The organism is Natronomonas salsuginis (assembly GCF_005239135.1).
GTDB classification, from domain to species: domain Archaea; phylum Halobacteriota; class Halobacteria; order Halobacteriales; family Haloarculaceae; genus Natronomonas; species Natronomonas salsuginis.
This window is the reverse complement of the sequence record NZ_QKNX01000002.1, coordinates 456900-478832: the sequence shown is the minus strand read 5'-3', so window position 1 is coordinate 478832 and position 21933 is coordinate 456900. Positions and strand designations below refer to the sequence as shown.

The 21933-nt window shown below is 64.9% G+C and carries 22 protein-coding genes and 1 pseudogene; 16 read left to right on the top strand and 7 right to left on the bottom strand.

Features of this window, described 5'->3' with window-relative positions; genetic code table 11:
* Position 1 precedes the first annotated feature (1 nt).
* The 4 genes and pseudogenes from DM868_RS07160 to DM868_RS15460 form a co-directional block, all read left to right on the top strand.
* Complete coding sequence (locus DM868_RS07160) at positions 2–1120, top strand: ABC transporter ATP-binding protein (RefSeq protein ID WP_137276178.1); 1119 nt, start codon at positions 2–4, stop codon at positions 1118–1120.
* A 2-nt stretch (positions 1121–1122) separates the two neighbouring features.
* Entirely contained in the window at positions 1123–2004 is an 882-nt protein-coding gene (locus DM868_RS07155) for an ABC transporter permease (RefSeq protein ID WP_137276177.1), read from the top strand.
* A gap of 121 nt (positions 2005–2125) precedes the next feature.
* Positions 2126–2809 (top strand): ABC transporter permease, encoded by a 684-nt coding sequence (locus tag DM868_RS07150; protein WP_137276407.1) that lies wholly within the window; start codon positions 2126–2128, stop codon positions 2807–2809.
* Between the two features lie 494 nt (positions 2810–3303).
* A pseudogene (locus tag DM868_RS15460) lies at positions 3304–3627 on the top strand (AMP-binding protein); the annotation flags it as partial.
* A 196-nt stretch (positions 3628–3823) separates the two neighbouring features.
* Here the strand turns inward: DM868_RS15460 and DM868_RS15455 are convergent.
* From DM868_RS15455 to DM868_RS15315, 6 genes are all read right to left on the bottom strand, one after another.
* Complete coding sequence (locus DM868_RS15455; RefSeq protein WP_137276176.1) at positions 3824–4462, bottom strand: hypothetical protein; 639 nt, start codon at positions 4460–4462, stop codon at positions 3824–3826.
* Entirely contained in the window at positions 4462–5064 is a 603-nt protein-coding gene (locus DM868_RS07135) for a DUF7344 domain-containing protein (protein WP_137276175.1), read from the bottom strand. Before DM868_RS07135 ends, DM868_RS15455 begins: the two co-directional genes overlap by 1 nt.
* Before the next feature lie 196 nt (positions 5065–5260).
* Entirely contained in the window at positions 5261–5995 is a 735-nt protein-coding gene (locus DM868_RS07130; protein WP_170964447.1) for a hypothetical protein, read from the bottom strand.
* A 290-nt stretch (positions 5996–6285) separates the two neighbouring features.
* Positions 6286–7362 (bottom strand): hypothetical protein, encoded by a 1077-nt coding sequence (locus tag DM868_RS07125; protein WP_137276173.1) that lies wholly within the window; start codon positions 7360–7362, stop codon positions 6286–6288.
* Between the two features lie 205 nt (positions 7363–7567).
* On the bottom strand, positions 7568–8206 hold the full coding sequence (locus DM868_RS07120) for a hypothetical protein (protein ID WP_222845493.1): 639 nt from the start codon (positions 8204–8206) through the stop codon (positions 7568–7570).
* An 18-nt stretch (positions 8207–8224) separates the two neighbouring features.
* A complete protein-coding gene (locus DM868_RS15315; RefSeq protein WP_222845492.1) occupies positions 8225–8956 on the bottom strand; it encodes a hypothetical protein in 732 nt (243 codons plus the stop codon).
* 355 nt (positions 8957–9311) lie between these two features.
* Here DM868_RS15315 and DM868_RS07110 point away from each other — a divergent pair, with 355 nt between their 5' ends.
* The 6 genes from DM868_RS07110 (at position 9312) to DM868_RS07085 (ending at position 13934) form a co-directional block, all read left to right on the top strand.
* Positions 9312–9962, top strand: a complete 651-nt coding sequence (locus DM868_RS07110) for a DUF7344 domain-containing protein (RefSeq protein WP_222845491.1) — start codon at positions 9312–9314, stop codon at positions 9960–9962.
* 40 nt (positions 9963–10002) lie between these two features.
* On the top strand, positions 10003–11148 hold the full coding sequence (locus DM868_RS07105; RefSeq protein ID WP_137276172.1) for a S26 family signal peptidase: 1146 nt from the start codon (positions 10003–10005) through the stop codon (positions 11146–11148).
* 181 nt (positions 11149–11329) lie between these two features.
* Positions 11330–11872: a DUF7344 domain-containing protein gene (locus DM868_RS07100; protein ID WP_137276171.1), complete on the top strand. Its 543-nt coding sequence runs from the start codon at positions 11330–11332 to the stop codon at positions 11870–11872.
* Positions 11873–12133: 261 nt separating this feature from the next.
* Complete coding sequence (locus DM868_RS07095) at positions 12134–12763, top strand: DUF7344 domain-containing protein (protein WP_137276170.1); 630 nt, start codon at positions 12134–12136, stop codon at positions 12761–12763.
* 131 nt (positions 12764–12894) lie between these two features.
* Positions 12895–13638, top strand: a complete 744-nt coding sequence (locus DM868_RS07090) for a tetratricopeptide repeat protein (protein ID WP_137276169.1) — start codon at positions 12895–12897, stop codon at positions 13636–13638.
* 5 nt (positions 13639–13643) lie between these two features.
* Positions 13644–13934, top strand: a complete 291-nt coding sequence (locus DM868_RS07085; RefSeq protein WP_137276403.1) for a DUF424 domain-containing protein — start codon at positions 13644–13646, stop codon at positions 13932–13934.
* A 3-nt stretch (positions 13935–13937) separates the two neighbouring features.
* Here the strand turns inward: DM868_RS07085 and DM868_RS07080 are convergent, their stop codons facing one another.
* Positions 13938–15491 (bottom strand): sensor histidine kinase, encoded by a 1554-nt coding sequence (locus DM868_RS07080; RefSeq protein WP_137276168.1) that lies wholly within the window; start codon positions 15489–15491, stop codon positions 13938–13940.
* A gap of 119 nt (positions 15492–15610) precedes the next feature.
* On the opposite strand from DM868_RS07080, the gene DM868_RS07075 reads away from it, so the two are divergent.
* From DM868_RS07075 to DM868_RS07055, 6 genes are all read left to right on the top strand, one after another.
* Complete coding sequence (locus DM868_RS07075; RefSeq protein ID WP_137276167.1) at positions 15611–16852, top strand: aminotransferase class V-fold PLP-dependent enzyme; 1242 nt, start codon at positions 15611–15613, stop codon at positions 16850–16852.
* Positions 16853–16918: 66 nt separating this feature from the next.
* Positions 16919–17335, top strand: a complete 417-nt coding sequence (locus DM868_RS07070) for an iron-sulfur cluster assembly scaffold protein (protein WP_137276166.1) — start codon at positions 16919–16921, stop codon at positions 17333–17335.
* A 503-nt stretch (positions 17336–17838) separates the two neighbouring features.
* Positions 17839–19044: an acyl-CoA dehydrogenase family protein gene (locus tag DM868_RS07065; RefSeq protein ID WP_137276165.1), complete on the top strand. Its 1206-nt coding sequence runs from the start codon at positions 17839–17841 to the stop codon at positions 19042–19044.
* 56 nt (positions 19045–19100) lie between these two features.
* A complete protein-coding gene (locus DM868_RS07060; protein WP_137276164.1) occupies positions 19101–20456 on the top strand; it encodes an MmgE/PrpD family protein in 1356 nt (451 codons plus the stop codon).
* A 328-nt stretch (positions 20457–20784) separates the two neighbouring features.
* Positions 20785–20958: a DUF7130 family rubredoxin-like protein gene (locus tag DM868_RS15070; RefSeq protein WP_170964446.1), complete on the top strand. Its 174-nt coding sequence runs from the start codon at positions 20785–20787 to the stop codon at positions 20956–20958.
* Between the two features lie 75 nt (positions 20959–21033).
* Positions 21034–21930, top strand: a complete 897-nt coding sequence (locus DM868_RS07055) for a ketopantoate reductase family protein (protein ID WP_137276163.1) — start codon at positions 21034–21036, stop codon at positions 21928–21930.
* Positions 21931–21933 lie beyond the last annotated feature (3 nt).

The window sequence follows — 21933 nt, the reverse complement described above, 5'->3', positions numbered from 1 at the left end:
GATGATGCTCGAACTCGAGGGGCTCAGCGTCAGTTACGGCGACCTCACCGCCGTCGAAAACGTCTCTCTCTGCATCGAGGAGGGCGAGCTGTTCTGCCTGCTCGGCCCGAGTGGCTCCGGGAAGTCGACCGTGTTGCGGACCATTGCCGGGTTCGAACGCCCGGGTTGCGGCCGCATCACGCTCGGCGACACCGACGTGACAGAGCATCCCCCGTACGACCGGGCATGCTCGATGGTGTTCCAAGACTGGGCGCTGTTCCCGCAGAAGACTGTCCTCGAGAACGTCGCGTTCGGCCAAAAGATGGCCGGAATTGGCCGGGCGGAGCGCCACGAGCAGGCGCGCGAGACGCTCGAACTTGTGGAGATGAGTGAGTACGCCGACAGTACGCCCGGACAGCTCTCAGGGGGACAGAAACAGCGGGTGGCGCTGGCCCGTTCGCTTGCTGTCGACCCGGATCTGCTGTTGCTCGATGAGCCGTTATCGAACCTCGACCGGCTCCTGCGCGAGACGATGCAACTGGAACTGAAACAGATCCACGAGCGGATCGGGACCGCGATGCTCTACGTCACCCACGATCAGGAAGAGGCGTTCACCCTGGCCGACCGGATGGGCGTGATGAGTGACGGTGAACTCGTGCAAGTCGGTGTCCCCGAGAACGTATATCAGGACCCGACTGACCGGTTCGTCGAGTCGTTTCTCGGGACCACAAAGTTCGTCGAGTGTGAGGTTGCGGCGGCCGGCGACCACCCGCTTTTGGAGACACCGCTCGGCGTCTCGTTTCGTGCTCCCATCGACGCGTCGGTAAGGGTAGGCGACTCGATCAGCGTCTCGCTGCGGCCCGAGCGCCTGGCCGTCGGGAGCGACCCCGAAGCGCTGGCGGGTGTGAATCCCCGTGTCGGTGACGGCGGGAGTGGAGCAGTACGCGTGACAGGAAGCGTAGCCGAGACCGTCCATCGTGGCTCGCACGTCCGGGTTCGACTCTCGGTCGGAGACGCGACGCTGTTCGTCGAGCGACCGGTCAGAGCCGCGAGGACGCTGTCAGTCGGCGACGAGTTCGTCGTCGAGTTCGAGCCGAGCGAAGCGGTCTACTTCGATAGCACGGGGGAGCGGTGTCGCTGAGCGTGCCAGGGTCCTGGCGTGGCCGCCTCTCAGCGGTCCCCTCACGCTGGCGCGCGGTCGCCCTACTGGTCCCGTTACTGGTACTCGACGTCAGCGTGTTTCTGGTGCCGATGGGGTACCTGATCCGTCTCAGCCTCGCAGAGCGAGCCACCGGCGGGGCCTTCGCCGAGGGAACGTGGTCGGTCGAAGGCTACCGCTACCTCCTGGAAACCCCGCTCGTTTACGAGATCTTCAGGTTCACCATCCTGTTCGGCGTCCTGGTTACGGTGCTCGCCGTCGCTATCGCCGTCGTCTATGCCTACGCAACGTGGCGAGCCACCGGCCCCGCTCGGACGCTCCTGCTCGGTGGGGCCGTCCTCTCGCTGTTCACGACCATCGTCGTGAAGCTGTTCGCGGTGGTACTCGTCTTTTCGCCACGCGGCGTGCTCAACGAGCTGCTCACAGCGGGGCCACTCGCCGAGCCGCTGTTGCTCATCGATAACCTCCCGGGCGCCGTCATTGGGCAGCTCTACATCGTTATCCCGTACGCTATCCTCTCGGTGTACGCGGTGCTCTCGACGCTGGACGAGCGACTCGTCGAGGCTGCCCTAGACCTCGGTGCCGACCGCTTTGCAGTGTTCCGCGAGGTGGTTATTCCACACGTTCGGCCCGGTATCACCGTTGCGGCCATCATCAGTTTCACGTGGTCGGTCGGGGCGTACCCTGGTCCGTTCCTGCTCGGCTCAGGCAGCGAGCAGACGACCGCCATCCTCATCTCACAGCTGTTGCTGACGGAGTTCGACTGGCCGCCCGCTGCCGCGCTCGCGGTTGTCACCGTCGCGGTGGTGCTGACGACGCTCATGGCCAGTCTCTGGCGATTCGACGCGGGTGATCTGCTTGGCTGAGTCGTCCGGATTGGCACGCGTCCGATCCCTAGGCTTTCAGGCGCTCGTCGCCCTGCTGTTTGCATTCCTCGTCGCGCCACTGGCAATCGTAGTCGTTACCGCGTTCGACGCCTCGGTAACCATGGCCGTCCCCCCGGAATCACTCTCTTTGCGGTGGTTCGCAGCGCTGCTGGACTCGCCGATCTGGCTCCGGTCGCTGGTGAACAGCGTGCTCGTCGCGTCCGGGACAATGTTCGTCTCGCTCCTCGTCGGCGTGCCCGCTGCCCTCGCAGTCCGGCAGTACACCGGCCGGACACAGACGGTGGTGGTCGGGGTGGTCGTGCTCCCACTACTGGTCCCCGGCGTGATCATCGGCGTAACGCTGCTTACATTCTTCAGCCGCTTTGGACTCCAGCAGAGCTATGCGGCGCTGGTTCTCGCCCACTCGCTGTGGGCCGTGCCATTGACCTTCTCGGTCGCGCAGTCGGCGTTCGCACGCTTCGACTGGCGGCTCCACGAGGCCGCAATGGACCTCGGGGCCTCCCGGTTCCAAGCGTTCCGTTCCGTCGTCGTTCCGGAGGTTCGTGCGGGCCTGCTGGTGGCCGCCCTGGTCGCGTTCATCGTCAGCCTCCAGGAGTTCGTGATGGCGCTGTTCCTCTCGGGGCCAGATACGCGGACCGTCCCGGTCCAGGCCTGGAACTCGCTCCGGCAGAGCCTCGACCCGCTCGTCAGCGTCGTCTCGACTGTCCTCCTGCTGGCGGTGGTGTTGCTCGTCTTGTTGTCGGCCGCCTTCGCCGGGCTCGATCGCCTCGCGACCGACACCTAACGGCGATGTGGACTCCTGGCCGACGACCCCGCTGCCCGAGAACAGCAGCCGACGCAGGCATCGAGGCACACGGCCCGATCGGCGTCGTCGTGCCCGGGCACGGTAGACGTGTCCTCCTCCTCGCGGTAGCCGGCGAGGCTTCCCACGGCACCGCACCGCTGGGTTGGGATGTTTGCTGGTTTAGGAGCTGTCGGCATGACGGGCCGATGGCGGGGCCACACCGCCGGTACTCCTCTCCCGGCTGGGGACTCGGAGGTATCTTGACGGAGACACCACAGCGGTTCGGGAGGGTGTCTCGAACGTTCTGGGCCTCGGAGTCCCGATATTGTGCATTTGAGTGGGCGGTCTGACCGCTTCGGTGTACGTCATGGTACCTAACGATTCTACGTACCTATCCGTATTGCTGTTGAACAAGGTTCGTGTCGGCGTTGTCCGATTCACGCTCGTCGTGAACAACGGGATTCTCCCCTTGAACAAAGATAGCCTGGCCTACGATGGCACACTACGCTACGATCGGCGACACGCTGGAGCAAACCGTCGCACGCTACCCCGATGCCGACGCGATCGTCTCCCCTCGAAAGGAGCAGCGATGGACCTATCGGGAGTTCAACGACCGGGTCAATCGGTTGGCAAACTCGCTACTCGAGTTGGGAGTCGAGAAGGGCGACCGTGTCGCGACGGTGCTGCACAACGGCTCTGAGATGACCCTCTCCGTGTACGCCTGCGCGAAGATCGGCGCCGTCTTCACGCCGCTGAACTTCCGGCTCCCGGCCGACGAGATCGAGTACATCGTCAACGACGCTGAGGCGACGACGATCTCGCGGCCGACGATCTGGAGGCGTACTTCGTCGAGAGCGACGCCGTCGCCGAGTTCAAGCGGCCGCGGAAGTACTACTTCGTCGACGAGCTACCGAAGAACCCGATCGGCAGGGTTCAGAAGTTCAAACTACGCGAGGGAGACGCCGGGATCGACCCGGACGTCGAGACGGTCTGAGCGAGGCGGCGGTTCGGGCTCTAGTCGTTGCCCGGCGGATCGCCGTTTCGGGTGTCGTCGCCTTGACCGCCGCCCTGACCGCTACCGTTCTCTCGACTGTGTCCGCCGTTTCCTCCGTTGGCTCCACCCGACTCGTCGCCGCCCGTTTCACCTTCCGTGACCGGCGGGGCGGCCACGTGGAACGGACACCCGTCGCTGCTGATCTCTGAGACCGTTACCCGGGTGCTCACGCCGTTCGCCGAGACGACCACCGTCACCTCGCTCGCTTCGTGCCGAACCGGAACCGTGACGCGCTCGCTCCCGTGGGGAGCGATCGTCATCGCGTACGGTCGATTGTTGACGATCGCGCCGTTCACCGTGAGTTCTCGGACGGTGAGTTCGGCTCCGAGACGGTTCGTGATCTCGACGCTGATCGGCGTGACGCGGTTCGCCTGACCGCCGTTTTCGTTCCCGGATGGATCGCCATTGTCGCCGCCGCTCACCCCCCGACCCGCGTGGTTCGGGAGGTGACACGCTTGTACGCCGACCGCCGCTCGGTCGTCGCCGACGACGGTGATCGAGGCGTCTCTGTCCACTCCCGCCGCGCTAAAGCCGCCGCTCGCGACGAGCGCCAGCACCAGCGCGAACGCGAACGCGCCTGCGGTGATTCGTCTGTACATCACCCGTTGGTCACCTCCAGTCGGTCGCCGATCCGTCCGCGTACCGTCCGCGTCTCGACCGCGTGGACGACGGCCGTGATCACGAAGAGCGAGAGGACGATGCCGGCGATCGTGCTGCCGGAGCCGCCGCCGTGCGGTGCGATCTCGAGCCAATGTGCGGCGATCACCGCGGTCACCGCGACCGAGAGGCCGAGATACCACCGGTGCCACGGCACGTCCGTTCCGGGCGCGCGTTCGAGATATCGGTGGGCGTAACGGGTCGCCGCCGCGAACTCGATTCGGTTCGCCTCGCGGTCGTACGTCACCATGCCGGCGTCGTCGAGTTTCGGCAGGTGTGTCTGTCGAAGCGCGTTGTAGACGCGCTTGCGTTCGGCGGCGGTGATCTCCGCCCGAGTCGTCCCCGTCTCCCGGGCCGCGACGTGCTCTACGAGCTCTCCGAGTTCGAACGGGCCGTCCCCGCCGTTCCGCCGGAGATACTGGATGAGCCACTGGCGACGCCGGTTGCGCAACACGTCGAAGACGTCGTGGCGCGAGGGTCTCTCCGGCGTTCCGGCTGGCGCTCCGGTCCTTCCGCCCCGTTTCGAACGTGTCGTCGAATCCATGATCATCACTGTCGTCCGTCGGCTCCTGCGACGTCGATATCACGACGCACGACCGCTGTGGGTAAAGGTAATCACAGCCTGTGTCGGTGTCGGTGCGTCTAGGAACTCGATAACTACCTCGCGCCATCCGTGCAGCTCCGCGATGGTGGAAAAACGAAGGCGTCCGTCCCCGATCGCCGATCGTCGTCGGTGCCGATCAGAGATCGTCTTCGGTGAACTCGTCGTGGCTGCCCGCCCGCACGACGATCTCACCGCTGAGGTCCGTCTCGTCGGGATCGACGTCGCCCACGTTCACGAGGATGGTGACGTAGGCGCTGCTCCCGGATTTGAGATCTGCCGACCACTTCGCGTCGTCGGTGAACAGGATGCTTCCGTCGCGGTCCTTGCTCGCGGCCGTCGCGAGCTCCTCTCTGGTTTCCGAGGAGGGCGCGTTGTCGTCGTCGGTGACCGCGATCATGTAGATTGTCGTGTCGCCGGGGAGGCTGTCGTGATCCTCGTCCGGCACGTAGGTCAGCTCGACCGCCCGGTCCTCGCCCGATTGGTTCAGCAGTTTGAACGCGTGCTCGTCTTTGATGGGCGTCTGCGTGTCGATCGCGATCTGATCGACCGTCGGCACATTGGAACTGCCGTCGAGGAGCCAGTGGAGGTCCTCGACGTCACCCAGGCCGCCGACCTGGTAGGTAGAGTTTGGGTTGACGCCGTCGCCGGCGTCGTCGAGGTTGAAGTTGATCGCGAGCTGGCCGTCGCTGGTGCCGGTGACGAGATCGGTGGTGCCGGCTTCGAGGCCGATGAGGCCGTTCTCGTCGGCGACGACGTCGATGTTTGCTTCGCGTCCATCCGCCTGCATGGCGGTGAACGCGCCGGTGCCGACGGAGGCGGCCGCGCCGGATGCGAGCGCCCCCATGCCGATTACGAATTTGCGTCGTTGCATAGTGGTAGTACCTTTGATGCGTTCCCACCCCCTGTACCGCGCCGAGAGGGGAACGCCGCACTCTGCTCTATGACCGTATCCACCCTCGTATTGAGCCGTCTGAACGCCGACAACGACTGACTGTGCGTGCGGTAACGACCCGTTGTCGTGTCCCATCGTCTGCGGAGTCCGCTCGGTAGCGATCCGAACGCGCGGAACATCGGTGGGATCGGTGCCGGTTCAGTTCGGGCCGAACTCGTCGTGGCTGCCGGCGCGAACGCTGATCTCACGCTAAAAATATTGGTTCTCTGTCAGGAATCGTCGTTCGTCTCATCAGGCACCCGCCAGATTCCAGCGATCGACACCCTGGTACCGTCGATTTCGATCTCGCGGGTGCTGGCGGACGTCCCGATCCGACTCTCGAGGGCGGCCCGTTGTGGCGTCTGCTCGGCCGGGAACACGGCGGTGATCGTTCCGACACCCTCTTCGGGATCGAGTGTGAGCGAACTCACGAGCCCGTCGGCGTCTCCGAAGACATCTTGCGTGTCGACCAGTTCGCGATCGGTCTCCTGCTCGGTGGCCTGCTCCGGGTCGACGCCCCAGACACCCAGCGTGACGTTGCCCTGGCCTGCCTCCGTGAGGGCCCAGCCCCCATCGTCGGTATCGTTCAGGCGTTCGGCGTCACCGGCGATCGCGCCGAGAGCCGCGCCGATGTCGGCGCCGTCATCGAGCCGCGTCACGAGAACGCCATCGCGGACGGCGAACGCCAGCTCTTCCGTCCCCAGGAATCCATCGTCAGTCCCCTCGTAGATGTCGAACTCTTCCTGTTCGCCGGCGGGTTCGAACTCGCCGGCGGCAGCCACGACGGTTCGAGCGTCGAACTCACCACGGAAGATGCCGACCCCGTCGACGAGGAGCATCGAATCGATCCGTACGGTCCCGCTCACGTCCGAATCCGTTTCGGATGTTTGCTCCGACTTCGTGTCGTTGGGAGCGACCTCCTCGTCAAGTCCACCGAGAAGGAGATCGCCGAACCCGTAGGGTACGAGTCCGAATCCGATGCCGAGCGCTCCGAGCACGAGGCCGGCCGACGGGTACGCGATCAGCGGATCGGCGTCGAGGGGCGGCGTATCCGGATCGATGTCGACATCGAACGCATCGGGCAACTCCTCGGCGTAGGGGAGTTCCTCTTCTCCGTTGAATCCACGGAGCCACTCAGCGTTACTATGAACGAAAAAGACACCATCGTCGTCGTTGGCCCCATCGCGTGGCAACGATTCGGCGTAGTCCGGTACCGCGCCGTCATCGAGAACGCCGGTGCAACCGGCGACCGTCGCTACCGGAAGTGCGGTCAACGTCTTCAACAGGTCGCGTCTCTGGGGGACCATTGTCGCTGTATTCGCCGACGATGTATACAAGCAATCTGGCCGAATACGACCGGGTCGCGTTTGAGCGCGCTGAGGCGGGCGATTTCGACCGAAACGTTGGCACGTTCCGCATTCGAAGTTGCTTCTGCCGGGGCGATCGATCAGATCTCCCCGGTACTCGGTCGACTCGCCGTTCGATCCCGCGCTCTCGAAAAAAGGTGCTGCGTTAGTTCGCGCTGATCGCGAGGCTTCCGTCGATCGCGTCGCCAATGGAGCCACCGAAGGCGTTCACGATGAACGAGACGCCGACCGAGTCTCCTGGCTCCATCCCGAACGTCACGTCGCCGTCGATCGGACTGGTCGCGATGCCGATTCGCTGGCCACTACCGCCGATCGAACGCTGGAGCTCGAAGGCGTATTCTGTCTGCGAACCGCTCTCGATGTCGTCGTTCAGCTCGAAGTCGACGGTGACGTCTCGCGTTTGCCCCGACTGGTTCACGATGGCGAACGCCGATTCGAGGCCAGCCTGCCCGTCGCTCATGTCAGCCGGGTTGTCGTCGGTGACGAGCGTGAACTTCCCGTCGGTGAGGTCGCCCACGCCGTCGACGAACGCGCCGAACTGATACACCGAGTCGACGTTCACACCGCCGTTCTCCTCGTCGATAGCGATCGTTAGCGCGCCACCGTTGGTCATCACGCCCGCAATCGACGCGTTCGGAACCAAACCGAGCAAGCCGGCGCTGTCGTCGACGACCGAGATGCTCGACTCCCGCTCGAACTCGTTCGCGGTGAACGCCCCCGTACCGAGAACGCCGGCGCTGCCGATCAGCCCGCCGAGCCCGAGCACGATGTCGCGTCTGTTCATGAGTGGTCCGTTGCTCCGTTACGCGTCCGCGTTGGTGAAGTCGTCGTGGCTTCCGGCGCGGACGGTGATCTGCCCGCCGAGATCGGTGCCCGGGTCGGCGTCACCGACGTTGACGATGATCGTCACGTAGAAGCTGTTGCCGGCTCCGATCGGGTCCGAGTACTGCTGGTCGGCGTAGATAATGCTCGCAGATTTGGGGTTCTCCCCGGTCACGTCGCCGACGGCCAGGCCCTCCTCTTGGGACGACGTTCCCGATCCCTCGGGGTAGAACGCGACCAGGTAGACCTGCGCGTCATCCGGGAACTCCTCGTTCGCCTCGTAGGCGACCTCGATCTGCTGTTCGGCCCCCGACTGGTTCATGACCATGAACGCGTGCTCGTCTATGATGGGCGTCTGCGTGTCGATGGCCACGCTTTCGACGTTCGGGCTCGCGGTCGGATCGCCCGGAAGGTACTGGAGATTCCCCGTGTCGAACCCGCCGAGTCCACCGACCTGGTAGGTGGAGTTCGGGTTGACGCCGTCGCCGGCGTCGTCGAGGTTGAAGTTGATCGCGAGCTGGCCGTCGCTGGTGCCGGTGACGAGATCGGTGTCACCGGCCTTGAGGCCGATAAGCGCGCTTTCGTCGTTGACGACGTTGATGTTTGCTTCGCGTCCGTCCGCCTGCATGGCGGTGAACGCGCCGGTACCGACGGAGGCGGCCGCGCCGGATGCGAGCGCCCCCATGCCGATTACGAATTTGCGTCGTTGCATTGTTGTACTCCGTTGGGTGCGTTCCCACCCCCTGTACCGCGCCGCGAGAGGGGAACGCCGCACTCTGCTCTATGACCGTATCCACCCTCGTATTGAGCCGTCTGAACGCCGACAACGACTGGTTGCTCGCGAACAACGACTGGTTGCTCGCGAACAACGGGTCGCTTTCGTGAGCGTACGGACACCCTGTCTATGTGGTGTGCCGTCCATCGTGATTCCGACGTGATTTCGGCGAACCCCGTCCCGCTCTGCCTCGATTTGCGAATTCGGTCGAGCGACAACGATCGGTTGTCTCCAACGCCGATTCGGCTACGCTGTCAATACTAATACCCCTCTGATGAGGACGGGTGATCGTATGATCGAGGCCGTCGAGACCGTCGTCGAATCCGTCGACAGCACGTCGGACGCTCACGTCTCCCCCGCGCTCACTGAAGACGAACTGTTCGACGTGCTCTCGAACCGGCGGCGGCGGTACGCGATACACTTCCTCAAACGCGAGGACGCGCCGGTCGGGATCGGGACGCTCGCCGAGCAGATCGCCGCCTGGGAGAACGAGATCGAGCTCCACGCCGTCTCCTGTGCGCAACGAAAACGCGTGTACACGGCGCTCCAACAGATCCACCTGCCACAGATGGCCGAGGCGGGCGTGATCGAGTTCGACGATCGGAGCGGGGTCGTCGAACCGACGATCGCCATGGGGGCGATGGATATCTACGTCGACCTCGTCGAAGGGCGGGACATCCCGTGGAGCGGATACTACCTCGGCCTTTCGGTGGTCGGGCTCGCCGTCATGACGGCGGCCTGGATCGGGCTGTGGCCGCTGTCGACGCTGCCGGACATCGCCTTGGGGATATTCATGTTCGTGACCGTCGCGGTGTTCGCGGCCGCACACCACTACCACATGACGAGACAGCGACTCGGTCGGACCGAAAAGCCCGCAGAGATCCACTATCTGGCGTCGGATTCGGATTCCGATTCGGACGCACCGACCGCGGGTAATCGGTGATTACCCAAGGATTCGCGGGTCCTTTGAGGCCACACGAGCAATGAATCTACGATCCGCGGCCGTCTACACCGTCGAGTTGGGGCTCCTCCTGTCGGTCGCCGCGATTCTCGTCGGGCAGTTCTACGGAACGCCGGTGTTGCTCTCATTCGTCGAAACCGGGAGCATGGCGCCGACGATGGAGGCTGGCGACGGGTTCGTCGCGATCCCGGCCGCGGTCGCCGGCCCGGTCGAGCGCGGCGACGTCGTCACGTTCGAGGCACGGAACCTCCACGGCGGCGGGCTCACGACCCACCGCGTCGTCGGCGAGACCAACCAGGGATACGTCACGCAGGGCGACGCCAACACCGTAACCGACCAAGCGGACACGGAGCCGCCAGTCTCCGACGGCCAGATCAAGGCGAAGGCGCTCCGGGTCGACGGCGATGTCGTCGTGATCCCCCATCTCGGGACCGCGGTGATGGGGCTACAGGACGGGCTCGGACGGGCGCAACAGGGGCTCGCCGCCACGCTCGGGACCAGCGCGCTTCTCGGGACGCAGGGGCTGTCGTATCTGCTCTTCGGGTTCGGAACCCTCGTCTACGCGATCGGGCTGTTCGAGGAGCGCTCGGGTCGGCCGCGGGGTGACCGGTCGCGGTCGCGCTCCCGACCGCACGTCTACGACGGCCGAACGATCCTCCTCGCCTCGATTCTGTTCATCGCCACGGTGTCGATGGGGACGATGGGGGCCATGTCCGGGACCGAACGGATCGATATCGTCAGCGCGAGCTTCGATTCCGAGCGGCCGACGGTCATCCCGGCCGGCGAACAACGACAATGGAACGACACGTTCTACAACGGCGGCGTCATCCCGGTCGTCACCACGCTCGAACCGACCAGCGGCGGGATCGAAACCGGCCCGCCAGATCACGTGCGGCTCTCGCGCGGCGAGTCAGCGAATGTGACGGTGACGGTCACGGCCCCGCCGGAGACGGGTGCGTACGTCCGGTCGTACGCCGAGTACCGGTACTTCGTGGTCCTCCCGCCGTCGGTCATCCTGTCCCTGCACGCGATCCACCCTTGGCTCGCGATGAGCGCGGTCACCGCCGTAATTTCGACCGTGTTCGTCGTCCCCGTTCTGTTCGTCACCGGGTTCGGACCGGTCCGAACCCGCGAGCGAAAACGCGAGTCCCCGACGGGCTGGTGGTGACGTTCCCGAGGTCTCCGGTCTGTGCCAGTCCTACTTCGACGCGTAACGATCCGCTGTCGACGAACAACTCGCGATTAGTTAACTGGATCTCCGTCGATAGGAGCCGTAGCCCCATGTCCAAAACGAGTCGCCAACCTGCCCTGCTCGTCCGCCATCGCCCCCTCACGGGGCGAATAGAGCGATGGTGATCGATCGACTACGATCGGGCGTCTCGCCGCGCGAGGAAGCCGAGACTCGGTCGATCGCTCGCCGCCGTCATCGCGCCGTCGTCCGTTGTCTCTCCCAGGCGGGACCGATGGCGTTCGACGAACTGGTCGATCGGGTCGCGATCCGCGAACGGGAGCTGGACGCCGTCCCGCCCGACCTGGATCACCACGCCACCGTGTACGCGTCGCTGTCTCTGACGCACGTTCCGGCGCTGATCGACGCCGGGGTGGTGGCCTACGACGCGGACACGCGCCGGATCGCACTCACCGATCGCGGTCACCGATTTCGAAATGCCGCCGCCACTCGAACCGAGCACGGCGTGTGGAACCGGGCGTTTCTGGCTCAGTCGTTCGTCTGGATCGTCGTCGTGCTCGCCGCGCGGCTCGACGTGGCGCCGCTCGCGGGGATACCGGCGCTTTGGCTGGTCGGCTGCTGCGTCGGTACCACCTTCGTCACCTCGATCGGATACGCGTGGTGGGCCCACCGTCCGACGGCCTGGACGTACCGTCGTCGATGATTCTCACCGCATTGGATAGTCATCGGTGTAAAACTGTATTTAATACGTGATTATCTTCGATTAGTACGTGTTTACCGCCTCGGAGTGTGCGTCTTTTGGCGTTCAGCTGCATCTCTCGAACGGCTGTCTCTCGGTGTACACGCCGTCGCAGAAAATGATATATTTCAATCATGTAGCTCGCGGCTAACTAATGGATACTGCTCACTACCCCCTCTTGGGGAACACGACGCATGACATACTCTCCGCTGTGGGGTGGCTCTCGTGGCGAGTAGGGCGGAACTACGCGACGGCCCGCGGGATGCGGACGCCGATCGACCGGAACGGGACGACCCGCTGGCGTTCACCGATCGCTCGGACGGGACGCGGACCCGCGAGCAGATCTTCGAGATCCTGAGCAACGAGCGCCGCCGATTGGTCCTCCGATACCTCAGAGCACACGCTGACAGCGGGACGATCGATTTTCGCGCGCTCGTCGACCAGGTCGCTGCGTGGGAGAACGACACGTCGCCCGATCGGCTCGATTCGGGCGACCGAAAGTGCGTGTACACGGCGTTGCGCCAGACGCACCTGCCGAAACTCGACAGGCTGGGCGTCGTCAAGTTCGATTCCCAGCGGGGATCGATCGAACTCTCCGGGGAGGTCGACGACGTGCTCCGCTACATGACGTTCGCCCCCGAGCGCGAGCGCTTCTGGAGCCGGCTGTACCTCCTGTTGGCGGGGCTGTGCGTCGCCGCGACGCTCCTGTTTTGGATCGGCGTTGGCCCGTTCGGCTCCGTTCCGGGCAGCGCCGTCGCGCTCGGCATCGCCGCCGCCTTCGGGCTCGCATCGCTCGCACATCTGTATCTGCCCAACGGAATCGACGCGTCTGGACACGAGTCGAACTGGCGCTGACGCTATCGCTCGACGCGACGGCACGCGCCAGCCGGACGACCCGTAGCGATCCGCAAACGATCGCGGCCGGTTCGCGTCCGACGACGGTCGGGAACGCAACCCTTAGGCGTATTCGTGGCCAATCGGGAGGTATGAGTGACGAAGGGCCAGACAGACACGAGTTCTCCGAGGGGCAGGGCTTCGGCGACCCCTACGAGGGGTTCGATCTCGACCCGCCGGAGCTCGACGTCGACCCCGGAATGGTCGACCCCGTCGACTCCCGCGTCGTCGCCGACACGCTCGATCGTCGACAGATCCCGGCCGACGCGGTCGATGCCGAGGAACTGCTCGACGTCGGCATCGAGTACATGCGAATCGAACGGCACGAGCAGGCGACCGACGCCCTCCAGCGCGTCGCCCAGTACGCGAGCGACGAGGGGATCGAACAGGAGGCGTGGGTCAACAAGGGGGCCGCACACGCCGAGCTCGAGGAGTTTCAGGAGGCCATCGACGCCTACCGCGAGGCGCTCAGAATCGACCGCAACTCCGAGCACGCCGCCTCTGCGGAGACGAACCTCGCGTACGCGCTCTGGAACGACGGCCGTGGCGAACAGGCGCTCGAACACGCCGAACGTGCCGTCGAACTCGACCCGCGCTTCCCGCAAGGGTGGTACAACCGGGGCTTTTTCCTGCTCGAACGGGGGCTCGCCGAGGACGCCGTCTCCTGTTTCGACAACGCGCTCCGCCTCGGCTACCGCAACGCCGACGTGCTCGAGGAGAAGGCCCGCGCGCTCGAGGAGCTCGGCGAGGACGAGCGCGCCGAGGAACTCGCCGACGAGGCCGAAGAACTGCGCGGTGCGGCCGAGAGCAAACTGGTCGACGCGCACGACGAATGACGTCGATGCTGCTCCGCGAGCGGTCGACCCCGGAGGGGCTGCTCGTCTCCGTCTGTGACGCCGACGTGCTCGGCGAAACCTTCGAGGACGGCGACGTCTCGTTGACCGTCGAGCCCGACTTTTACGACGGCGACGAGGCGACCTCAGACGAGGTCACGGCGAGCCTCGCCGAGGCGTCGGTCGCGAACCTCGTCGGTACGGAGGCGGTCGAGACGGCGATCGCCGCCGGCTTCGTCGACGAGGCAAACGTCCTCGAGTTCGAGGAGACGCTGCACGCGCAGTATCTCCGGATGTAGCGGCTACGTCGAGCTTTCGGCCCCGGTCCCGTCAAAACGGAACTCAAACCGCGCGCCGCCGGAGCCGCTTTCCGTCGCCCGAACCGACCAGCCGTGCGCGTCGGCGATCCGGCGGACAATCGAGAGGCCGAACCCGGTCCCGTCCTCGTGGTCCGTGTAGCCGATGTCGAATATCCGATCGCGAGCGTCCAGGTCGATTCCCGGGCCGTCGTCCTCGACAAAGAACCCCGCGCCGTCCGGCAGTGGTCCGAGTCGGACGGCCGGTTCGTCGTCCGCGTGGACGGCGGCGTTTCCGAACAGGTTCTCGAGGAGCTGTCGGAGTCGATCCGGATCGGCATCGAGTTCGAACTCCTCGATCTCGAACGTCGCGCCGATGGTGCCGAGATTCCGCCAGGCGTCCCCGGCGATCGCCTCGGCCGAGACTCGTTCCGTTTCGCCGACGGTCTGACCCTGTTTCGCGAGCGCGAGGAGGTCCTGGATGAGCGATTCCATGTCGTCCAGCGCGGCGGTAGCCGCGTCGAGGTGAGTCTCGGCGTCGGTACGGTCCTCGCGAGCGAGCTCCGTCCGGCCGCGGGCGACCGACAGTGGGTTTCGGAGGTCGTGGCTGACGACGGAGGTGAACTCCTCTAAGCGCTCGTTCTGTCGCCGGAGCAAGCGACGCTGTGTCCGGAGCACCTCCTCGCGGTCGGCGCGAACGAGCGCGGCCTCGGTCGCGGTGCCGAGCAACTCCGCGACGGTCTCGTCGAGGTCGTCGAACCGGCTCGGTTCCGTCGATCCAAAGTTCATCACGCCGGTTTCGCCCAAGGGGACGATGATCTCCGAGCGGATGACCGTCTCGGGGTTGTGTCTGCTGTCTTCCGTCGAGAGATCGTCGTACCGCTCGACGCGGCCGGACTCGAACGCGTCCCACGAGAGGCCCTCCCCCGGCCGATACGTCGGCGGCTCGTCGAACGCTTCGAGCGCCGGTTCGGTGACGGCGGCTGGGGCGAGCGCGTCCGCTCGCTCATCGTAAAGCCAGATCCCGGTGAGCGGGATCTGCAACACGTCGTTCGCGATCTCGACCGCGCGGTGGCTGACCTCGTCGGTCGTCGTCGCAGTCGAGAGGGCGGTCGTCGCCTCCTGAAGCGAGCTGATGAGATCGGCTTTCTGTCGATTCAAGGCGTCGAAACGACCGGTAACCGTACCGACGAGCGCGCCGCCGGTGACCGTGGTGGCGACCATGTACGCCGACTCGTGGAGCGGGTTGCCTTTGAGCGCCTGGTGGGCCGCGATGAGAAGCGAGATGCAGCCCAACACGAAGCCGCCGATGTAGCCCCACACGACCGTTGTGGTGAGAGCGGCGGTATCCAGCCGGCTTCGATACAGGAGCGGACCACCCCCGGCCACGGCGAGCGCCAGAAGCATCGGAACCCCACTGCCGAAGAACGATGCGGCGCTCGCGGCCGATTCGGACCAGAGGTGGTAGCCGTGGGTCGCGGCGAGGGTCGCGCCGAGCACGGTCAACGCGGTCGGCCCCACCCACCTCGGCACCGAGCTCGTCGCGTCCAACGGATCCATTGGTTCACGTATAGCGATCGAGTATATAAAGAACCGAATGATTTCCGTCGCCCTCTCGCGGCCGGACGCACGTGTACCCAATCGAAGGAATAACCAGTCTTCGGATCCAACAGCTGACAATGAGTACACAGGCCGACGCGCTCGATGTCGAGCGGATCCGTGGAGATTTTCCCATCCTTCAGCGGGAGTTCGACGGCACGCAACTGGTCTACCTCGACAACGCCGCGACGACGCAGACGCCCGAACCGGTCGTCGAGACGATCGTCGACTACTACCGCACGTACAACGCCAACGTCCACCGCGGGATCCACCAGCTGAGCCAGGAGGCCTCGATCGCCTACGAGGACGCCCACGACCGCGTCGCGGAGTTCATCGGCGCGTCGGGCGGCCGCGAGGAGATCGTCTTCACGAAGAACACCACTGAGTCGATGAACCTCGTTGCCTACGCGTGGGGGCTCGCGGAACTCGGTCCCGGCGACGAGGTCGTGTTGACGGAGATGGAACACCACGCCTCGCTCGTCACCTGGCAACAGATCGCGAAACGGACCGGCGCGACCTGCAAGTACGTCCCGATCACCGACGAGGGGCGACTCGACATGGACGCGGCCGCCGAGTTGATCACCGACGACACGAAGATGGTCTCGGTCGTCCACGTCTCGAACACGCTCGGAACGATCAACCCCGTCTCCGAGTTGGCCGATCTGGCCCACGATCACGACGCCCACATCTTCGTCGACGGCGCGCAGTCGGTGCCCAACCGCCCGGTCGATGTCGAGGCGATCGACGCGGACTTCCTCGCCTTCTCGGGGCATAAGATGGCTGGCCCGACGGGGATTGGCGTCCTCTACGGCAAGAAACACCTCCTCGAAACCATGGAGCCGTACCTCTACGGCGGCGAGATGATCCTGAAGGTCACGTTCGATGACGCGACGTGGAACGAACTCCCCTGGAAGTACGAGGCGGGGACGCCCCCCATCTGCCAGGGGATCGCGCTCGCGGCGGCCTGCGACTACCTCGACGATATCGGAATGGAGCGTATCGAGCGCCACGAGGCCGACCTCGCCGCCTACGCCCACGACCGCCTCACGGAACAGGACGACGTTGAGGTGTACGGCCCGCCGGGCGACGACCGCGGCGGCCTCGTCGCGTTCAACGTCGACGGCGTCCACGCCCACGACCTCTCGAGCATCCTCAACGACAGCGCCGTCGCGATCCGCGCCGGCGACCACTGCACGCAGCCGCTACACGACGTGCTCGGCACTGCGGCCTCCGCACGGGCCTCGTTTTACGTCTACAACACGAAGGCGGAGATCGACAAACTCGTCGCCGCGGTCGACGACGCGCGACAGCTGTTCGCCTGAGCGCCGTCGACGCCGTCACCGCGACCGGTGGGCTTTTGCGTTTCACTCCCCTCCGTATCGATAACGATGGGACTCGGATCTGATATGTACCGACAGCAGATCCTCGACCACTACAAGAACCCCCGAAACTACGGGGAACTCGAGGATGCGGATATCGAACACGTCGGGGAGAACCCGATGTGCGGCGACACGGTCAAGATGTTCATCCAGCTGGCCGACGACGGCGACACGATCGAGCACGTGAGCTTCGTCGGCGACGGCTGTGCGATCAGCCAGGCCTCCGCGAGCATGCTCTCGGGGGAGCTCCGCGGGCGGTCGATGGCGGACGTCGAAGCGATGGACCGAGACGACATCGTCGACATGCTCGGCGTCGAACTCAGCCCGATGCGGATCAAGTGCGCGGTGCTCGCCGAGAAGGTGGCCCAGGACGGGATCGCGATCCACAACGGCGAGATCGAGGTCGACGAGACGACGACGGAGTAGCGGCTCGTCGGTCTCCGACCGGTGTCGGGTGTTCCTCGAGTCGCCTCTCACTCATGAGCATCCGTTCATCGCTGCGATGGACTTTTTGTCTAATTTAATGGATATTTTGAATATTTATATATACAACAGAACATGTCAATATATCATACAAATTCCTGAGGTACGTGTGTTCGAATGGTATATCTCCATCTAAACTAATTGTGGCTGTGTGGCCGTAATTGGCCCCTCAATCCCAGTTATTCGTTGACACCATTATCGGTTTTTAAATATGCACTGCGCTCGAACCACACACCGACCGTTCTGTCTCCACAGATCTCTTTAAATATTTGTTTATTTATATATACTCAAAGTTAAATATTATTTATATTAATGAGCCAATCAAACGATCCGCACCTACCGATGCGTGACGGATTCAGCCGTGTTACAGTGATATGCCAACTCGACGTCGGTGGCCGATACCGGGTTCTATAGCTTTATCCCATCGCCCCCGAACCGTTCGAATGATGGTAACCGTCGACACCGATACGGTACGGTTGTCCGAGGAGCAGCGACTCGTCCAGCGAAGCGTCCAACAGATCTGTGACGACTTCGGCGCCGACTACTGGCGCGAGAAGGACGTCGAAGGAGAGTATCCACAGGAGTTCGTCGACGTGCTCTCCGAGGAGGGGTGGATGGGCGCGCTCGTCCCCGAGGAGTACGGCGGCGCGGCAATGACGACGAAGGAGGTCGTCGTCATGATGGACGAGATCGCGGCTTCGGGCGGCGGGTTCAGCGCGGCGCAGGCGATTCACGGCGGGATCTACAACACGCCGCCGATCGTCAACTACGGGAGCGAGGAGATGAAGTCCGAACTGCTCCCGAAGGTCGCCCGCGGTGAGGTATCGATCCAGTCCTTTGCGCTCACGGAACCGAACGCCGGCTCCGATTCGACCTCCATCGAGACGTTCGCCAAGAAAGACGGCGACGAGTACGTCCTCAACGGGCAGAAGATCTGGACCTCCCGCGTCGACGCGACCGACTACATCGTCGTCGTCGCGCGGACGACGCCGAAGTCCGAGGTCGAAAAGCGGACCCGCGGTATCTCGATGTTCCTCGTCGACAAGGAGGACGCCTTCGACCAGGGCGGCCTCGAAACGTCGGCGATCCCGAAGACGGCGAGCGGCTGTGTCCACTCCTACGAGATGTGGTTCAAGGACCTGCGGATCCCCGGGGGGAACCTGATCGGCGAGGAGGGTGAGGGGTTCTACCAGGTCCTCGACGGCCTCAACGAGGAGCGGCTCGTCATCGCCGCAGAGTGCGTGGGCCTGGGCGAGGCAGCCATCGAACGCGGCGTCGAGTACGCCACCGAGCGCGAGGTGTTCGGCGAGTCGATCGGCTCGAACCAGGCCGTCCAACACCCCCTCGCCGAGGCGTACGCGCACGTTCAGGCGGCCAAGCAGATGACCTTCGACGGCGCGGAGGCCGTCGAGGACGCCGAGAGCCAAGAGGTCGGTGCTCGCGCCAACATGGCGAAGTACCTCGCCTCGGAGGCCGCGTTCGAAGCCGCTGACGCCGCGGTGCAGACGCACGGCGGGTTCGGCATCGCGACCGAGTACGACGTCGAACGGTACCTGCGCGAGGCGCGGCTGACGCGGCTGGTTCCGATCACCCAACAGCTCATTCTGAACTACCTCGGAGAGACGGTGCTCGGGATGCCTCGCTCGTACTGACCGCGTGCGTCATCGTCGGCGGTACCTCTAAGCCGCTCTGTGCGGTGGGTATACGCATGTCCGAACAACGCCATCGCCCCCCGAACCCGTCCGAACCGATCGCGTCGTTCGTCTCGACGCTGTCCTTCGAGGAGATCCCGGAGGACGCCGTCCGGCTCGCAGAACGCTGTTTCGTCGACACCGTCGGCGTGACGCTCGCGGGCGCACAGACCGGCGCGGGCGCGGCCGCGGCGGCCATCGCCGACCTCGGTGAGACGACGGTGCTCGGCCGCGACGAGTCCGCGTCGATGTCGGACGCCGCTCTCGCGAACGGAACCGCGGGTCACGGTCTCGATTTCGACGATGTCTCGTGGGGGATGGACGGCCACCCCAGCGTCGCGCTGGTCGCCCCGGCGCTGGCGGTGGGCGAGCGACTGGACGCGACCGGCCGCGAGTTGGTGACGGCGTTCGTCGCCGGCTTCGAGACCGAGTGCGCGATCGCCGCGCCGATCAGCCCGAGCCACTACGGGCGCGGCTGGCACCCGACCTCGACCTTCGGCGTGTTCGGCGCTGCGGCTGTCGCCGCCTCGCTTCTGGAGTGCTCCGCCGAGGAGACGCGTCACGCGCTGCATATCGCCGCCTCGATGGCGTCGGGGCTCAAGCGGAACTTCGGGTCGATGACGAAGCCCCTGCACGCCGGGCACGCGGTTCGGTCCGGCCTCACCGCCGCTCGGCTCGCGGACGAGGGGTTCACGGCGGATTCGGCGGCAATCGCGGGCGACGACGGCTTCTGGGACCTCTACGCCGGCGAGGAGGGCGTCGACCCGACGGCCGGCCACGAACTGGGTTCGGAGTGGGCGATCCTGACGGAGGGCGTCCACGTGAAGAAGTATCCGTGCTGTTATTTCACCCACACGAGCATCGCGAACGTGATCGACCTCGTCACCGAACACGGAATCGATCCCGAGTCGGTCGCGTCGATCGCCGTCCACGCGGCGGGCGGCGCGGTCGACGCCCTCGCACACGACGATCCAAATACGGGGCTCGAAGCCAAGTTCTCGATGCCCTACACCGTCGCCTACGGCGTGGTCACCCGCCGCGTCGACCTTGCCGCGTTCGAGGACGAACACGTCGACGATCCGGCGGTACAAGCGGTCCGCGAGCGCGTCACCCTCGAGCTGAACTCCGACCTCCACTACGACTCCCACGAGAGCCGGCTTCGCCTCGAAACGACCGACGGGACGGTGTACGAGCAGGTTCGCGAGAACCCGCCGGGAATCCACGAGAACCCGCTGTCGATTCCCGAACTCCGGGCGAAATACGAGATGTGCGCCGAACGGGCGCTCTCGGAGACTGATGTCGAAGCCAGTTGGGCGGCGCTCGAGTCGCTCCGCGAGCAGTCATCGACGCGCGAGTTGCTCGCGCACTTGTAGGACGACGAGACTGCGGGTACCTTCTCAGAAATTATCGACCATTTAAATTACATTTTGAATTATGTTAGTGGTTGATTTCATTCACTAGCGGCTACCGAGCCGGCGGTTTAATCCACTGAAAATCCGGTGTGTAGTGCGAACGATTTATAAGAGATTATGCGTCTTGCCGACTCTCGCTATCGGGTCGTTTTATCAGCGCGATTTGTTACTGAGATTATATATTAACGGCTACTGTATGTTATTGTATATTTATATATCGGTCCGTCAAACACCTTCGAAACGCGCTTTCGTCGACAACGATATCACTCGATACGACGTACCAACACCGATGAGACCACAACACGCATCTACCACTTCGCGGGCCGAGAACCGCTCGGGCGAGAAGAACCTCTTGTGGCGCTGCGGGGTCTGTGGCGAACTCGGCTCGCTCGACAGCGTTCCGCCGTCCTGTCCGTCCTGTGGCGCTCCCGGGGAGGAGATCGGATACGTCGACGAAGACTGACGCGCGAGGCGGCGATCGAACGCCCCGTCTCGACCGAGTGGACAGCGTTTTGATCGACGGCCCCCTGGAGCCCCCATGGAGATCGCCGTCTTCGGTGCCGGAAGCCTCGGAAGCCTGCTCGGCGGGCTCCTCGCCCGCGAACACGACGTGACGCTCGTCGGGCGGGACCCACACGTGCGAGCGATCGAGGAGCGCGGGCTCCGTATCTCCGGCGCGATCGACGCGACCGTCTATCCGGCGGCGCGTCTCGACGCTCCCGACGCGGCCGACCTCGCGATCGTCTGCGTGAAGGCGTTCGACACGCCCGCCGCCGCGGCCGAACTCGCCGACTGCGACCTCGATGCCTGTCTCTCCGTCCAGAACGGCATGGGAAACGAGACGGTGCTCGCCGAGCGACTCGACGCGCCCGTCCTCGCCGGCACCTGCTCGTACGGCGCGCTCCGGCCGGCCCCCGGCGAGGTCCGCTGTACGGGCGTCGGTGAAATCGTCCTCGGGCCGCGAACGGGTGGGGCATCCCCGCTCGCCGATCGCGTCGGAACGGCGTTCGACCGCGCTGAGGTCGTCACCTCGGTCGCCGACAACATGCCGACGAGGCTCTGGGAGAAACTGGCCGTCAACGCGGGGATCAACGCGACGACCGCGCTGGCTCGGATCGACAACGGATCGGTGCTCGACGGCGACGCGTGGTCGGTCGCGGCGGCGGCCGCCCGAGAAACCGCCGCCGTGGCTCGGCGCGAAGGGATCGAGATCTCCGATGCGGCGGCCGAAGGGGCGGTCCGACGGGTGGCCGAGGCGACTGCCGAGAACACCTCCTCGATGCACCAGGACGTGCTCGCCGATCGCCGGACCGAGGTCGACGCAATAAACGGGTTTATCGCCGAGCGAGCGAGCGAGCGCGGGGTCGACGCTCCGATCAATCGGACGCTCGCGTGGCTGGTTCGAGCGTGGGAGTCCGGCCAGGGCGTTCGATAGGTC

What these genes read in the sequence shown, in the direction of transcription:
- DM868_RS07065 (WP_137276165.1), top strand. Translation starts at nt 17,839, where the DNA reads ATGGTAACCGTCGACACCGATACGGTACGGTTGTCCGAGGAGCAGCGA.
- DM868_RS15455 (WP_137276176.1), bottom strand. Translation starts at nt 4,462, where the DNA reads ATGTACAGACGAATCACCGCAGGCGCGTTCGCGTTCGCGCTGGTGCTG.
- DM868_RS07135 (WP_137276175.1), bottom strand. Translation starts at nt 5,064, where the DNA reads ATGGATTCGACGACACGTTCGAAACGGGGCGGAAGGACCGGAGCGCCA.
- DM868_RS07100 (WP_137276171.1), top strand. Translation starts at nt 11,330, where the DNA reads ATGGTGATCGATCGACTACGATCGGGCGTCTCGCCGCGCGAGGAAGCC.
- DM868_RS07105 (WP_137276172.1), top strand. Translation starts at nt 10,003, where the DNA reads ATGAATCTACGATCCGCGGCCGTCTACACCGTCGAGTTGGGGCTCCTC.
- DM868_RS07070 (WP_137276166.1), top strand. Translation starts at nt 16,919, where the DNA reads ATGGGACTCGGATCTGATATGTACCGACAGCAGATCCTCGACCACTAC.
- DM868_RS07080 (WP_137276168.1), bottom strand. Translation starts at nt 15,491, where the DNA reads ATGGATCCGTTGGACGCGACGAGCTCGGTGCCGAGGTGGGTGGGGCCG.
- DM868_RS07090 (WP_137276169.1), top strand. Translation starts at nt 12,895, where the DNA reads ATGAGTGACGAAGGGCCAGACAGACACGAGTTCTCCGAGGGGCAGGGC.
- DM868_RS07075 (WP_137276167.1), top strand. Translation starts at nt 15,611, where the DNA reads ATGAGTACACAGGCCGACGCGCTCGATGTCGAGCGGATCCGTGGAGAT.
- DM868_RS07055 (WP_137276163.1), top strand. Translation starts at nt 21,034, where the DNA reads ATGGAGATCGCCGTCTTCGGTGCCGGAAGCCTCGGAAGCCTGCTCGGC.
- DM868_RS07120 (WP_222845493.1), bottom strand. Translation starts at nt 8,206, where the DNA reads ATGAACAGACGCGACATCGTGCTCGGGCTCGGCGGGCTGATCGGCAGC.
- DM868_RS07085 (WP_137276403.1), top strand. Translation starts at nt 13,644, where the DNA reads ATGCTGCTCCGCGAGCGGTCGACCCCGGAGGGGCTGCTCGTCTCCGTC.
- DM868_RS07110 (WP_222845491.1), top strand. Translation starts at nt 9,312, where the DNA reads ATGATCGAGGCCGTCGAGACCGTCGTCGAATCCGTCGACAGCACGTCG.
- DM868_RS07125 (WP_137276173.1), bottom strand. Translation starts at nt 7,362, where the DNA reads ATGGTCCCCCAGAGACGCGACCTGTTGAAGACGTTGACCGCACTTCCG.
- DM868_RS15070 (WP_170964446.1), top strand. Translation starts at nt 20,785, where the DNA reads ATGAGACCACAACACGCATCTACCACTTCGCGGGCCGAGAACCGCTCG.
- DM868_RS07060 (WP_137276164.1), top strand. Translation starts at nt 19,101, where the DNA reads ATGTCCGAACAACGCCATCGCCCCCCGAACCCGTCCGAACCGATCGCG.
- DM868_RS07160 (WP_137276178.1), top strand. Translation starts at nt 2, where the DNA reads ATGATGCTCGAACTCGAGGGGCTCAGCGTCAGTTACGGCGACCTCACC.
- DM868_RS07150 (WP_137276407.1), top strand. Translation starts at nt 2,126, where the DNA reads ATGGCCGTCCCCCCGGAATCACTCTCTTTGCGGTGGTTCGCAGCGCTG.
- DM868_RS07130 (WP_170964447.1), bottom strand. Translation starts at nt 5,995, where the DNA reads ATGCAACGACGCAAATTCGTAATCGGCATGGGGGCGCTCGCATCCGGC.
- DM868_RS15315 (WP_222845492.1), bottom strand. Translation starts at nt 8,956, where the DNA reads ATGCAACGACGCAAATTCGTAATCGGCATGGGGGCGCTCGCATCCGGC.